The 14,132-nt window shown below is 62.0% G+C and carries 12 protein-coding genes and 2 pseudogenes; 8 read left to right on the top strand and 6 right to left on the bottom strand.

The window, feature by feature from the left end; translation table 11 throughout:
* Positions 1-24: 24 nt before the first annotated feature.
* The 3 genes from trpC to FJ492_RS02185 are packed head-to-tail and all read right to left on the bottom strand — an operon-like array spanning position 25 to position 3,776.
* On the bottom strand, positions 25-873 hold the full coding sequence (trpC, locus tag FJ492_RS02195; protein ID WP_140711635.1) for an indole-3-glycerol phosphate synthase TrpC: 849 nt from the start codon (positions 871-873) through the stop codon (positions 25-27).
* A gap of 3 nt (positions 874-876) precedes the next feature.
* Positions 877-1,887, bottom strand: coding sequence for an anthranilate phosphoribosyltransferase (trpD, locus tag FJ492_RS02190; RefSeq protein WP_140505438.1), 1,011 nt, complete (start codon positions 1,885-1,887; stop codon positions 877-879).
* Positions 1,884-3,776 (bottom strand): SurA N-terminal domain-containing protein, encoded by a 1,893-nt coding sequence (locus tag FJ492_RS02185; protein ID WP_140768243.1) that lies wholly within the window; start codon positions 3,774-3,776, stop codon positions 1,884-1,886. The genes trpD and FJ492_RS02185 overlap by 4 nt, the downstream gene beginning before the upstream one ends.
* A 142-nt stretch (positions 3,777-3,918) precedes the next feature.
* On the opposite strand from FJ492_RS02185, the gene tpiA reads away from it, so the two are divergent.
* From tpiA to FJ492_RS02160, 5 genes are all read left to right on the top strand, one after another.
* Positions 3,919-4,689, top strand: coding sequence for a triose-phosphate isomerase (gene tpiA, locus FJ492_RS02180; RefSeq protein ID WP_140505435.1), 771 nt, complete (start codon positions 3,919-3,921; stop codon positions 4,687-4,689).
* 167 nt (positions 4,690-4,856) lie between these two features.
* Entirely contained in the window at positions 4,857-5,327 is a 471-nt protein-coding gene (gene secG / locus FJ492_RS02175) for a preprotein translocase subunit SecG (protein ID WP_140505433.1), read from the top strand.
* Between the two features lie 211 nt (positions 5,328-5,538).
* Positions 5,539-6,669, top strand: coding sequence for a L,D-transpeptidase (locus FJ492_RS02170; RefSeq protein WP_140711625.1), 1,131 nt, complete (start codon positions 5,539-5,541; stop codon positions 6,667-6,669).
* Positions 6,670-6,866: 197 nt separating this feature from the next.
* Complete coding sequence (locus tag FJ492_RS02165; RefSeq protein WP_140505430.1) at positions 6,867-8,504, top strand: CTP synthase; 1,638 nt, start codon at positions 6,867-6,869, stop codon at positions 8,502-8,504.
* Between the two features lie 8 nt (positions 8,505-8,512).
* On the top strand, positions 8,513-9,052 hold the full coding sequence (locus tag FJ492_RS02160; RefSeq protein WP_140768241.1) for a DUF1697 domain-containing protein: 540 nt from the start codon (positions 8,513-8,515) through the stop codon (positions 9,050-9,052).
* A 35-nt stretch (positions 9,053-9,087) separates the two neighbouring features.
* Here FJ492_RS02160 and FJ492_RS02155 read toward each other — a convergent pair whose 3' ends face one another.
* Complete coding sequence (locus FJ492_RS02155) at positions 9,088-10,545, bottom strand: NCS1 family nucleobase:cation symporter-1 (protein ID WP_140505426.1); 1,458 nt, start codon at positions 10,543-10,545, stop codon at positions 9,088-9,090.
* A 251-nt stretch (positions 10,546-10,796) separates the two neighbouring features.
* Entirely contained in the window at positions 10,797-11,090 is a 294-nt protein-coding gene (locus FJ492_RS02150; RefSeq protein ID WP_246675867.1) for a hypothetical protein, read from the bottom strand.
* Here FJ492_RS02150 and FJ492_RS02145 point away from each other — a divergent pair.
* The 3 genes and pseudogenes from FJ492_RS02145 to FJ492_RS02135 all read left to right on the top strand — a co-directional run.
* A pseudogene (locus FJ492_RS02145) lies at positions 11,041-11,541 on the top strand (ABC transporter ATP-binding protein); the annotation flags it as partial. The gene FJ492_RS02150 and the pseudogene FJ492_RS02145 overlap by 50 nt on opposite strands.
* 8 nt (positions 11,542-11,549) lie before the next feature.
* Positions 11,550-12,535 (top strand): annotated as a pseudogene (locus FJ492_RS02140) (oligopeptide/dipeptide ABC transporter ATP-binding protein).
* Positions 12,536-12,658: 123 nt separating this feature from the next.
* Positions 12,659-12,961: a DUF982 domain-containing protein gene (locus tag FJ492_RS02135; RefSeq protein ID WP_140505424.1), complete on the top strand. Its 303-nt coding sequence runs from the start codon at positions 12,659-12,661 to the stop codon at positions 12,959-12,961.
* Positions 12,962-13,116: 155 nt separating this feature from the next.
* On the opposite strand, the gene FJ492_RS02130 is transcribed toward FJ492_RS02135, so the two are convergent.
* Positions 13,117-13,368: a hypothetical protein gene (locus FJ492_RS02130; RefSeq protein WP_181166009.1), complete on the bottom strand. Its 252-nt coding sequence runs from the start codon at positions 13,366-13,368 to the stop codon at positions 13,117-13,119.
* Between the last annotated feature and the right edge of the window lie 764 nt (positions 13,369-14,132).

Here is a 14,132-nt window from a genome sequence, read left to right as displayed (position 1 = left end):
AAAGTGCGTTCTATCACTTTGACTCTATGCATCGTGCTCTCCGAAAATCGATTCCGATTTTCGGGCCGACCCATCGGACGCCTTGCCCGTGAGCAGCGAGCGTGTTGCAGCGGTCACATCCCGTTGGCGCATCAAGCTCTCGCCCACCAGGAAGGCGTCGATGTCCGTCCTTTGCAGTCTAAGACAATCGTCATGCGAGAAGATGCCGCTTTCGCTGACCAGCAAATGACCACCCGGCACCATCGCCCGCAGCCGCTCCGACGTATCGAGGCTGGTCTCGAATGTCCGCAGGTTGCGGTTGTTGATGCCGATCAATTGCGATGACAGTTTCAGCGCGCGCTCCGTCTCGGCTTCGTCGTGCACCTCGATCAGGGCATCCATGCCGAGCTCGAATGCGGTCGATTCGAGTTCGCTTGCCATGGCGTCATCGACGCTGGCCATGATGATCAAAATGGCGTCCGCGCCCCAGGCCCGAGCCTCGTGAACCTGGTAGGGGTCGAACAGGAAATCCTTGCGCAGGGCGGGCAGCGTCACGGCGGCTCGCGCCTTGGTCAGAAACTCCGGTGCGCCCTGAAAGGAGGGCGCATCGGTCAGCACGGAAAGACAGGCCGCGCCTCCTTTTTCATAGGCCTTGGCCAGACTCGGCGGATCGAAATCGGCACGGATCAACCCTTTGGACGGACTTGCCTTCTTGATCTCGGCGATCAGTGCAAAGCCGCCCGATCTGCGCTTCGCTTCGAGTGCGGCGAGGAACCCGCGCGGTGCGTCGGCGTCTTTTGCGCGCGCCTTGATCTCGGCCAGCGGCAGGCGTGCCTTGGCGGCGGCTATCTCGTCGCGCTTGTAGGCTTCGATCTTGCGCAAAATGTCAGACACGGTTCACCCGTTCGAAATTTCGACCAGCCGGTCGAGCACCTGCAGCGCCCGGCCGCTGTCGATCGCCTGCGCGGCGATGTCGATGCCGTCGCCGAGTGTCGTCGCCTTGCCCGCAATCACCAGTCCGGCGCCGGCATTCATCAACACCGTGTCGCGGTAGGCGCCGGCGGCGCCGCCCAGCATGTCGCGCAAGGCCTTGGCATTATAGGCGGCATCACCGCCGCGCAGCTCACCCTTGGTATGGCGCTTTAGTCCAACCTCTTCCGGGGTCAGCGTAAAGCTGCGGATTTCGCCGCCAACCAGTTCGGCGACCTGCGTCTCGCCTGTGGTGGTGATCTCGTCATAGCCATCGCCATGGGCGACCCAGGCATGCTCGGTGCCGAGCGCCTTCAGCGTTTCGGCCACCGGCATGATCCATTCCGGCATGAACACGCCGACCATCTGCCGCTTGACGCTGGCCGGGTTGGAAAGCGGGCCGAGCAGGTTGAAGATGGTGCGCGTGCCAAGCTCGCCCCGAACCGGACCGACATGCTTCATCGCCGGATGGTGCGCCGGCGCGAACATGAAGCCGACACCGGCTTCATGGATGCATTTGCCGATAATCTCCGGCGCAATGTCGATCTTGACGCCGAGGGCAATCAGCACGTCGGCCGCGCCGGTCAGCGAGGACAGGCCACGATTGCCGTGCTTGGCGACAGGCACGCCGCTGCCGGCAATGACAAAGGCGGAGGCCGTCGAGATGTTGACCGAGTGCGAATTGTCGCCGCCGGTGCCGACGATGTCGATGGCGCCGTCAGGGGCATCGACGCGAAGCATCTTGGCACGCATCGTGGCGACAGCGCCCGAAATCTCGTTCACCGTCTCGCCGCGCACACGCAGCGCCATCAGGAAGCCGCCGATCTGCCCTGGGGTCGCATCGCCCGACATGATGATGTCGAAGGCCTCGCAGGCCTCCTCGAAGGACAGGGCAGTGCCGGTCGCGACCTTGGCGATATGGGTTTTCAGCGCGCTCATCTCGTCGAGGCTTGGGCAACGGCGGCCTGGTCGATGCGGACGTCGTACTGCGTCTGCAACTGCGCCACCAATTGGTCGAGCAGGTCGTCGGACATGCCGGAGGTGAATGATTTCTGCGCGTCGTCCGGCACCGAGCTGGCGTCGGCGCCGGCCGGTTCGAACACTTCGGCGACCTTGAACAGGATCTGGCCGTCGCCGGTGGGCGAGGGGATCAAGCCGGTGCCGCCTTCGCCGACCCCGAACATCACGGCGGCGCCCTCCTTGCCGAAATCGGCATCATCGGCTTCGCGCTTCAAGCCGCGCTTGGTCTGCTTTTCCAGCTTGAGGTCACCGGCGATGACGTCGAGCGTGGCGCCGGCCTTGAGGCGCTTCTCGAGTTCGTCCGCCTTGGCGGCGAGCCGCTTGGTGGTTTCGGCCGCCGTCCAGTCGGCGACAACTTTCTGGCGCACCTCGTCAAGAGTGCGGTCGCGGGCCGGTGTGATCGAACCGACCTCATAGAAGACGAAGCCGTTGTCCGCGGTGGTCAGCGCCTCGTTTTCGGTGTTGGGTTCCGCATCAAAGACGGCCTTGATCAGCGACGGTGATTCCGGCAGGTCCTTGACGATGGAGCCATCGGGCCTCAGGCCATTGCGATCGATGGCGTCGACGGTGATGTCCTTAAGCTTCAATTTGGCGGCCGCGTCGGCCAGAGAACTGCCCGATGCACGGGTGTCCTCATAATTGTCGTGCACATCCAAAAGGATGCGGCTTGCCTCGCCCAGCGCCAGGTCCTTGCGGATCTGGTCGGACACTTCGGCGAGCGGCTTTACCACCTCGGGCTTGATCTCGGTCACGCGCAACAGCACCGGGCCGAAGGTGCCCTGAACGACCTGGCTGACTTCATTGACGTTGAGCGCGAAGGCGGCATCGGCAACCGCCTTGTCGGCGATCTTGTCCTTGGCGAGCGTGCCAAGCAGCGTGTCGGCCGGGGTTTTGCCTTCGGCGATCACCAGTTTGTCGAAGGTGGCGCCGGCCTTGAGCGAATCGAGCGCTGCCTTGGCCGCATCCGGCGTCTTGAACACAAGCTGCTCGATGGTGCGCATTTCGGGCGTGGTGTAGCGTGCCTTGTTCTTGTTGTAGTCGTCACTGACCTGCTGGTCGGTGACCGCGGTCGTGTCCATGATGTCCACCGGTTCCAGGCGGACATAGGAAAATTTGCGGTATTCAGGTGCGGCGTAGGTTTTCTTGTTGGCCTCGAAATAGGCCTTAAGCACGCTGTCGCTCGGCGCTTCGATCGGCTCGACCAGCGTCTTTGGCAATGTCAAATAGTCGACGGTGCGGTCTTCACCGCGGTAGAGCGCGACCGCCTTGAAGAACGTGTCCGGCGCCTTGAGGCCGTCCGAGACCGCTTCGACGATCTGCTGGCGCACCGCCACCTGGGCGCGGTTCTTCAGGTAATCCTCGGGCCGCATGCCGACTTCGTGCAGCATGTAGTCGAATGTCCTTCGGTCGAACTGACCGCCAGGACCCTTGAAAGCCGGATCTTCGCGGGTGAGTTCGGCCAGCCGGTCCTTGGAGAGGCCGAGGCCCAGCTTGCGTGCCTGTTCGTCGAGAACGGCACCGGAAACGAGTTGCGCCAGCACCTGGTTGTCGATGCCGAGCGCCTTTGCCTGTTCGTGAGTGAGGCGCTGACCGAACTGCTGCGACATGACGGCGAGCTGGCGGTCATATGCAAGGCGGTATTCGTTGATCGATACCTTGGTGCCGCCGGCCGTTATCACCGAATCGTGGCCCGCAAGGCCGCCCATCAGCCGTCCGGAGATGCCCCACGCGGCGAAACTGACCACCAGCAGCGAAAGCAATGTCTTCGCGACCCAGGTACTTGCCGCGCTTCTCAATATACCAAGCATGGTTACTTCCGATTTATGCGCATTTCGCATGCGCCGAGTTTGAAACAAGCGCAATAGCGCCCTTCCGGTCCACTGTCGATTGCTTTGTGGCCTGATTTTGGTAGTGAGGGCCAGAGCCTGATATCGCCCGGAGAAGCACACCATGACGCCAGGAATTCGCCCGCTTGTCGCCGGCAACTGGAAAATGAACGGCACCAGCGCCTCGCTGAACGAGCTCAGGATGATCGGTAACGGTTTCATGAGCGGGCTCGACGCCGAGACCGAAGCACTGGTCTGTGTTCCCGCGACGCTGCTTTCCCATGCCGCCGAGATCCTGTCACGCACGCCGGTCCATGCCGGCGGTGAGGACTGCCATAGCAAGGAGAGCGGCGCCTATACCGGCTGCATTTCCGCGGAGATGCTGAAGGACGCGGGCGCGAGCCATGTCATTGTCGGTCATTCCGAATGCCGCGAACAAAGCGGCGAGGACGACGCGACGGTCCAGGCCAAGGCCACCGCGGCCTGGCGTGCCGGGCTGGTGGCCATTGTTTGCATCGGCGAGACGCGGCAGGAGCGTGAGGCTGGAGCCACGCTGGAGGTGCTGTCGCGCCAGGTGGCTGGCTCGGTGCCGCCAAGTGCCACGCCATCCAACACCGTCATTGCCTATGAGCCGGTTTGGGCGATCGGCACCGGCTTGACGCCAACCGCGGCCGATGTGGCCGAAGCGCATGCGCATATCCGCGAAAAGCTGTCGGAAAAACTCGGCGCCGCCGCCGCCAGGATGCGCATTCTCTATGGCGGCTCGGTCAAGCCGTCCAACGCGGTGGAGCTGCTGGGCGTCCGGAATGTCGATGGCGCGCTGGTCGGCGGCGCCAGCCTGAAAGCGGCTGATTTCCTGGGTATCGCCGAAGCCTATCGCAGCATTGCAGGCTGAGAGTCACGAGGGTGGGCGGGTCTCGTCCCGTCCAAATTCGTTGCAAAGGGCGCGTTGCTTCCCATATTCCGGCCACGGGCTTGGAAATGCCGTGAAAGCATTGTATTGAGCCGCCTCCAATTCACCGGTCGTGTCCGCGGCCGGGCAAGGCCTTGCCAGGATAAACTATGCAAACCGTACTGATCGTCATCCATCTCATGGTCGTACTCGCCCTTGTCGGCGTGGTGCTGCTGCAGCGCTCCGAAGGCGGCGGCCTCGGCATTGGTGGCGGATCGGGCTTCATGACTGCACGCGGCGCCGCCAACGCTTTGACCCGGGCGACGGCGATCCTGGCGGCTGCGTTCTTTGTGACGTCGCTGACCTTGTCGATCATCGCCCGCTACGGCGAGAAACCGATCGACATTCTCGATCGGGTTCCCACGACCTCGGACGGCAAGGGCGTGCTCAACCAACTGCCGGGGAAGACCACGCCGGCACCGGCCGGCAACGCTACGCCGACGCCGCCGTCCGGAAACGACGCCGCGGCAAAGCCTCCGGCAACGGCCCCGGCCACGGCACCCGCCGCCGGCTCGACGCCGCCGGCGACCAATGGGACCACCAACACCGCACCGGCGGCGCCTCAGGTTCCGAACCAGTAACTTCCACTTTTCCAAACCGCGATCTGTGATCGTTTGAACACAGTCGCGGCAAATGCTGCGCGATCACGAAGATTCGACGGGCAGCAGTGCGGTCTCGCGCTTGAGGCATCCGCGCTTATTCGACTATAGATTGCACGCGGCATTTTCGGCGTCCTTGGGGGACGCCGGGCGACGCCGTGGGCAACAAGCATTGAACGATCGGATCTTCGCCATGCAGCTTCGCAGCTTCATTTTCCTGGGACTTTGCGCCGCAATCGGCATGAGTTCCCCGGCTTTCGCCGGCATGCCGGCAAATATGGCCGCACAACAGTCGGTGTCGCTTGAAAAAACCGACGCCATCCCCGTCGCGGCCAAGAGCGATGCGGCGCAGTTGAAGCTTCTCAAAAAGAAGAAAACCCCGACACCGGACGACCTCGCCCAGATCAAGAAGATCGAGGCCAAGATCGCCGCTGGCAAGGAAGACGCCAAAGCCAAGGCGCTCGAAGCCCGGAAGCTGGCGATGCGCGAGGCAGCCAAAGCCAGGGCTGACGCGGACCGGAAGGCATTCCTGGCCAGCAAGGGTCAAAAAGCACCGGCAACCGAAGTGGCCGATGCCAAGCCGGCCAAGAAGACCATCAAGATTATCGAGCCGATTGAACCGGTCACGCCTATCCAGTCGGCCGAGCCTGTCCCGGCCGAGGTGATGAATGTCGCTTTGACCGGTAACAATGGCGAATTGCGCAGCGAGGTGGTTGGCGGCCAGAAGCAGTCAAGCGGCGGCCTGTTCGCCGGTCTGTTCGGTGGAACCTCATCCGGCTCATCGATCAGCTATCTGCCCGAGACACGCGCGCTCGACTCGGCACTTGCCCAGAAAAATGCCAAGAAGCCGTTCAAGGTGAAGCCGGAATTCGTGCCTCAGGACGTGGAATTCACGGGCTACGATGCCGGCACGATCGTCATCGACACCAGTGCTCGCCGGCTCTATCTCGTCGAATCATCGACCACCGCACGCCGCTACGCCATCGCGGTCGGCCGCGAAGGCCTGCAGTTCAAGGGCACGGTCGCGGTCGGCGACAAGCAGGAATGGCCGCGCTGGATCCCGACGCTCGACATGCAGAAGCGCGAGCCCAAGCACTACGGCCAGTACAAGGACGGCATGGCCGGCGGCGGCCAGAACCCGCTCGGCGCACGCGCCATCTATCTCTATGACGGCAAGAAGGACACGCATCTGCGTATCCACGGCACCATCGCGCCGCAGTCGATCGGCACCAGTGCCTCCAATGGCTGCTTCCGCATGATGAACGAGCACGTCATGGATCTCTACAGCCGCGTCCGGGTCGGCACAAAAGTCGTCATCATCTGACGTTTCCATCATCATGCCGAAAGGGCCGGCTCAGCCGGCCCTTTTGTTTTGCTTAAGGTCCCGCTCAAACCTGTTTGGTCGTGATCATGTCCAAGAACCGAATTCCACTTTTCGGGATCATGGTCCGAGCGCCTTTTTGGGAAAAAGCCTTCGCGGCGGTTTTTTCTCTGGCGGAATCAATCCGGCCGCGTTAAGCGATGACTCCCATGGCGCGATATGTATTCATCACAGGCGGCGTGGTTTCCTCACTTGGAAAAGGCATTGCCGCAGCGGCCCTTGGGGCTCTCCTGCAGGCGCGAGGCTATCGCGCACGCATCAAAAAACTCGACCCCTACCTCAATGTCGATCCCGGCACGATGTCGCCGTACCAGCATGGCGAAGTGTTCGTCACCGATGACGGGGCCGAAACCGACCTCGACCTTGGCCATTACGAGCGCTTCACCGGCCGTTCCGCCAACCAGCAGGACAACATCACGACCGGGCGTATCTACAAGAATATCATCGAGCGCGAGCGGCGTGGCGACTATCTCGGCGCGACCGTGCAGGTCATCCCGCACGTTACCGATGAAATCAAGAACTTCGTCCTCGACGGCAATGACGACTATGATTTCGTGCTGTGCGAAATCGGCGGCACGGTCGGCGACATCGAGGCGATGCCGTTCCTCGAAGCCATCCGCCAGCTCGGCAACGATCTGCCGCGCAACAACGCCGTCTATGTCCACCTGACCTTGATGCCCTATATCCCGACGGCGGGTGAGCTGAAGACCAAGCCGACGCAGCATTCGGTCAAGGAATTGCGCGGCATCGGCATTGCGCCGGATATTCTTCTGGTGCGCGCCGACCGCGCCATTCCCAAGGAAGAGCGCCGCAAACTGTCGCTGTTCTGTAATGTCAGGGAAAGCGCCGTCATCCAGGCGCTCGACGTGCCGCATATCTACGACGTGCCTATGGCCTACCACAAGGAAGGTCTCGATTCGGAGGTGCTGGCCGCCTTCGGCATCGACCCGGCGCCCAAGCCGCGCATGGAGCCATGGCAGGCTGTCTCCAACCGCATCCATAATCCGGAGGGCGAGGTCACCATCGCCATCGTCGGCAAGTATACCGGCCTCAAGGATGCCTACAAATCGCTGATCGAGGCGCTTTCGCATGGCGGGCTGGCCAACCACGTCAAGGTGAAGCTCGACTGGATCGAATCGGAAATCTTCGAAAAGGAAGACCCGACGCCTTGGCTGGAGAAGGTGCACGGCATCCTCGTGCCCGGCGGTTTCGGCGAGCGTGGCTCCGAAGGCAAGATCCTGGCGGCGAAGTTCGCACGCGAGCGCAAGGTGCCGTATTTCGGCATCTGCTTCGGCATGCAGATGGCCTGTATCGAGGCGGCACGCTCGCTGGCCGGTGTCGAACATGCCTCATCGACCGAGTTCGGCCCCACCAAGGAACCAGTCGTCGGTTTGATGACCGAATGGCTGAAGGGCAACATGCTGGAAAAGCGCAGGGCGAGCGGCGATCTCGGCGGCACCATGCGGCTCGGCGCCTATCAGGCCGAGCTCGCCAAAGGCTCGAAGATCGCCGATATCTACGGCGACACCCAAATTTCCGAACGTCACCGGCACCGCTACGAGGTCAATATCGACTACAAGAAGCGCCTGGAGGATTGCGGGCTGGTCTTTGCCGGCATGTCGCCCGACGGTGTGCTGCCGGAGACGGTCGAGTATCCCGACCATCCCTGGTTCATCGGTGTGCAATATCACCCCGAGCTGAAGAGCCGACCACTCGATCCGCATCCGCTGTTCGCCAGCTTCATCGAGGCGGCGGTGGAGCAGAGCCGGCTGGTCTGATCGCTACAATGCGGACCTATGTGGCGCTTCTCTACAGCATCACCCTGGGAGAGGGGCGGCGGGTCGTCATGTCCGATCTCAGGGCGATGGCGGAAGGCCTCGGCCTGAAGAATGCCCGCACCTTGGTGGCGACCGGCAACCTGGTTTTCGAGAGCGAAAAGATCTCGATCGCCGGACTTGAGAAGCGGCTGGAATCCGCCTTCGAACAGACCTTTGGCCGCCATGTCGACATCATCATCCGCGCCGCCGGAGACTGGCGCAAACTCGCAAGCGGCAATCCATTCCCGACCGAGTCGGTGGAAGCCGGCGACCAGGTCGCGGTGCGCGTGATGCGCAAACCCGTGGCCGAGGATGCCATGTCGGGCCTTCAGGCCTATGCCGCAGCGGACGAGAAGGTGCTTCTGGTCGGCGGCGACATCTGGGTCGTCTTTTCACGGGAGAGGCCTAGCTCGCGGCTGCTCGCGGCCGCAAATCACAAACGCATGGGCATCGGAACCTCGCGCAACTGGAACACGGTGCGCAAGCTGGCCGAGATGATAAGAGCATAAATCTGGGGCGGCGTTGCGCCGCCCAGAGAAGTTCGTCAGGCTTTTGCTATCTTGGCGCCTGCACCCAGGGCGGCGGTGCGCAGCACGTAGTAGATGACGCCGGCGATCGCCACGCCGAAGAACCAGCCATAGACGCCCCACCAGGACGGTAGCCAGTTGGTGAAGTTCGGCAGGATCGACGAGAAGACGGCGCCGATGCCGGCGGCTATGAAGGCATTGACATGCCAGCCACCCTGGAAGCGGAACTCGCCGTCCTCGCGATACAGCGCCTCGACGTCGACCTCGCCCTTCCGGATCAGATAGTAATCGACCATCATCACGCCGAAGATCGGTCCCATCGTCGCGCCGATGACGTTGACGAAAGAGGCGGCACTGCCTTCCCACGGTGCGAACGGATAGAGCACAAGCGCGATGACAGCGGCGATGTAGCCGCCCTTCTTGAAGTCGATCTGCCGCGGGAAGACGTTGGAGAAGTCGAAGGCCGGCGACACGAAGTTGGCCACGACGTTGATGCCAAGCGTCGCCACCGCGAAGGTCAGGGCGGCAAGGGCAGCCAGGAACCAGCTGTCGAACTTGGCCGAGATCTGGTCGGGGTGCAGCAGCACCTCATGGTAAACGTCGTAGGCGGCAATGGTGGTGACGCCGGCGACCAGCGAGAACAGGATCAGGTTGATCGGCAGACCCCAGATATTGCCCTTGCGCAGCGCCGCCTGATCGGGCGCATAGCGGGCGAAATCGCAGAAATTGAGATAGAGCGCCGAAAAATACGTCACCCAGATCGCGGCGACCGCGAACAGCGACGTCCACGAGCCCGGCGTTCCAGGCACGCCGGCATCCTTGGTCTTTTCCAGAAGCACGTCCATCGGGATGTCGCTGGTGAAGGCGAAGGTTCCGGATTTGACGCAGAGATAGATGGCCAGGAGCAGCATCATCACCCAGACGGCTGGTCCCGCCCAATCCTGGAACCGGCGCACCGTTTCCATGCCTTTCTGGATGATGAGCAGTTGCAGGGCCCATATGACCACGAAGCAGATCACCTCCAGGCCGGAATGGCCGAGGAAATGGGTGTTGGCGTTGAAGTCGGCGAACCATTGCGAGCGGATCAGCAATGCAACGATGGCGCCGGAGGCGGCGGCGGTCTGCGCGCCATACCAGAAGCAGGCGACGATGGCGCGCACCAGTGCCGGAATGTTGGCGCCCCAGATGCCGAAGGAGGCGCGGGCGAGCACGGGGTAGGGCACACCGGTCTTCACACCGGCATAGCCGACCATGTTCATCAGCGCGTAAATGATCAGCGAGCCGATGCCGATGGCGATGATGAAATTGACGAAGCCGCCACAGAACAGAAACAGGCTGGCGGCGAGGTAGTAGCCCCACAGGCTATGGACGTCCGACGTCCAGACGTTGAAGATCGAGAACGGTCCCCAGTTTCGAACCTTGGCAGGAGCGAGGTCTTCATTATACAGGTCAGGCGATGCGCCTTGTATCGTCATTGCAATGTCCCCTTCTTGCAGCACGCGCCCTCACGCGTTGACCGGGGAGGTTACGCCTGACGCAGGGGAACCGGCAAGCAATCGATTTGCCGGCTTTGACCTTAAAGATATTCAATGCGAACCGCGATTATCGACGGGGCGATGATGGTGGGCCGCTTTTGAAAAGGCCTGCCTGTTGATTCGAGTTCTCGATCCACGGCCTGAATCTGGACGAACCCGTGTTCACAACATCTGTCTGCAAGCGGGGCTGCCTAGGCGATGGCCATCACCCGCTTATGGTCCTCGACTTCGGAAAGCAGCCAGTCCTGAAAGAGGCCAGTACCCGGCTTGTTGCCGATGCTGCGGCGCTGATGCAGGTAGATGCCCGCCGGATAGGTGTGGCGGGCGCTGAACGGGGCGACCAGCTTGCCCTGCTGCAGCAGATCTTGGGCCATCATCGTGTCGGCAAGCGCTATTCCAGCGCCGTTGATCGCCTCGCGCATGATCAGCGTGCAATCCGGCGGCATGCGCCAACGGGCGGTGATCGCGATGGCGTTGTTCTGCAACCCGGCGCTGCTGGTGGCGGACGAGCCGACCACGGCGCTCGACGTCACCGTGCAGGCCGGAATTCTCGATCTCGTGCGCAAGCTGCGCGCCACGCACAAATCGGCGGTCGTCTTCATCACGCATGACATGGGCGTGGTCTCCGAACTCGCCGATCGGGTCATGGTCATGTATGCGGGCCGCATCGTGGAACGCGGCAGTCGCACGGAGCTGTTTTCTGACCCGCGACACCCCTATACGCGTGCATTGCTTGGTTCGATCCCACCGCTGACCGGTGCGAAACCGCGCCGCCTGCCTGCCATTCCCGGGTCACCGCCATCGCTGCTGCGATTGCCGCAAGGCTGTGCCTTCGGTCCGCGTTGCCGGGTCCGCTACGAGCCGTGTCTAACCGGCAAGCCCGAGCTTGGCGCCGCCACGCACGCGGCGGCCTGCTTTCGAGTGGCGCAGACATGAGCGGACCGATGATCGACAACGACCGTCCAATCCTCGAAACGCGCTCGCTCGGCAAGCGTTTCTCGATCGGCACCCGTTTTTCCGCCGAAGGCAGGCGAACCGTCCACGCGGTCGACAATGTCTCCCTGACTGTGCGGCGCGGCGAAACCGTAGGGTTGGTCGGCGAGTCCGGATGTGGCAAGTCCACGCTGGCGCGCTGTCTGGTCAGGCTCTACGACATTTCAGACGGTGAGCTGCTGTTCGAAGGCGACGACATCACGTCGAAGTCGCTGTCTGAACTGAGGCCGCTGCGGCGGCGCCTGCAAATGGTGTTCCAGGACCCGTCGGCCTCGCTCAATCCGCGCCGGCGTGTCGGCGACCTCGTGGCGGAACCGCTGCGCATCCATGGCAAGCTTTCATCGCGCGAGATCACCAACCGCGTCGCGGAGCTCTTCGAGCTCGTCGGACTGTTACCGGACCATGTCATGCGCTTCCCCCATGAATTCTCGGGCGGGCAGCGCCAGCGTGTCGGCATAGCACGCGCCATAGCCCTCAATCCCGATCTCGTCGTTCTCGACGAACCGGTCTCAGCGCTCGACGTGTCCGTACAGGCGCAGATCGTCAACCTGCTTGCCGACCTTCAGGAGAAGCTGGACCTCACCTATGTCTTCATCGCCCACGACCTGTCCGCGGTGCGTCAGGTCTCGACCCGCATCGCGGTCATGTATCTCGGCTCGATCGTCGAGGAAGGACCAGCGGAAGAGGTGTTTTCAGCCCCGGCTCATCCTTACAGCCAGGCGCTGATCTCGGCCGTTCCGTCGTGGAGACGACACCCAGCGGGACGCGAAGGCGCATTATCCTTACGGGCGATGTGCCGAGCCCGCTCAATCCGCCATCCGGGTGTCGGTTCCACCCTCGATGCCCGATAGCGGTTGGGCGCTGCCGTTCGGAGCGGCCGGAACTGAGGGAGTACCGACCCGGCCGCAAAGCGGCCTGCCACTTCCCGACGACATAGCCGATATCGCTCATCATCCGACCGCCAGATTTTTCAAAATTCTGTGTTCCGCGTGGAACCAACCACCGGACGGCGCGTTTCATGGGGTTCGATCGAGCGCATCTCGATCGACCGGAGGAAACAATGGATTACCTGCATTTCTTTTCGCCCGTGCGGATATCGCGCGGGCAGGGACACCCTGTAGAAGAAGTGGATAGTGTCGCCGAGGCGATGGTTTTCTTGCGTAAATGGCCGAAGGGACGGCGTGGGCCTGTGTATCAGTGTGCACTGAATTGCTGCTCGGCCGCCCTGTCGGGACAGATGTCGGCGGAGGAAGCAAGAAAGGCGTTCACCGGCTTTGCCCGGATCACGCGGCTTCTGGACGATGACATGGCTCTGCCGATAGGCAACGACAGCAAGGCGAGCATACACGCGCTGCGGCGGTAGCGTCCACGGCCTTTACTGCTGGCGGATCGCGCCCGTTGCGGGCGCGATGTCGCTGTTTGCGCTTCGGGGCAAACCGTCCCACCATCCGGTCACCAATCGACACCGCACCGATCGATCACCCAGAGCCATGATCCATCCGTTTGCCGGCGGGCGACCTAGCTTGTCACATCACCGTCCGGAAAGCGGGTCGACGTCAGCGCCGGATCACCGCTGACCAGCGCCGCACGCTGCTCGCCGACGGCAAACTTACGACCGAAGGCGGTGACGTCGGCATAGTAGCTGCGAATGGCTTCGTAGCCGCGCGGAAACCGTCCACCGCCACAGTCGATCACCGCATCCGGTTCGAACAGCGAGGCCCGATCTCGCTGAATCTGCAGGAATTGGAGTCGCTGATTGCACGGCAACATGCGGGCGACGCGTCGACCGGAATCCCGTCTCCCTAAGCAGGTATCAGGATGGCGATGCGATGTATGCCGACCACCTTGCTTGTGCTTTCCTCCCATATGTTGGTCGCACAGCAATGTGAGCGACAGCTAATATTACCCCTTTCCCATATGACTTTAAATGACCGTGATGGCGCCATGGCATTTCTGCCGCCTCATGATCGACCAATGCAGCTTGTGCGAGCAGGGGCGTGTGCACTATCTGTGCACAGAAAAGACTGATGCCTCACGTCACAGTGAGCACAGTCGCAGAAGATGGTTTTTGGAACGGCTGCGGGACCAAGTTCCGCAGCTCTTCTCCTTGGTATTGGACGGATCGAAAAAGACAATGAAATGAATAGTATATATCATAAACTTGCCATGGCGCCCATGATGGACTGGACAGACAAGTAAATAAAATCAGACGGTTATGAGAGCACGTGTGCAAAAATCGCACACGAAACTTCTGCTTCTCTTCTTTTTCGTTCCCACGACGGAGCCGCCGACATTCCCTTTTTGACGCTCTTCTGCCGACGATATTGACCGCTCCATGCGGATGTTCGCTGCGATATCCGTGGGCCTCGTTGTCCTCTGCGGCGTCCAGTTTGCCTGGGGGACTTTCGGACCCGAGTGCGCTGAGAAACGCGGAAATTGTGATCGTCATGATTTTCTCCAAGGCAAGCAGCGACGAGGGCTGCAACATTGCCGAGATAACCTTTGCGGCGTTGTGGTTTCTGGGTCTTGGGAAA

Origin of the sequence: Mesorhizobium sp. B2-5-4 (assembly GCF_006441095.1) — a bacterium.
Taxonomy (GTDB): Bacteria; Pseudomonadota; Alphaproteobacteria; order Rhizobiales; family Rhizobiaceae; genus Mesorhizobium; species Mesorhizobium salmacidum.
This window is presented reverse-complemented; position numbering and strand designations above follow the sequence as displayed.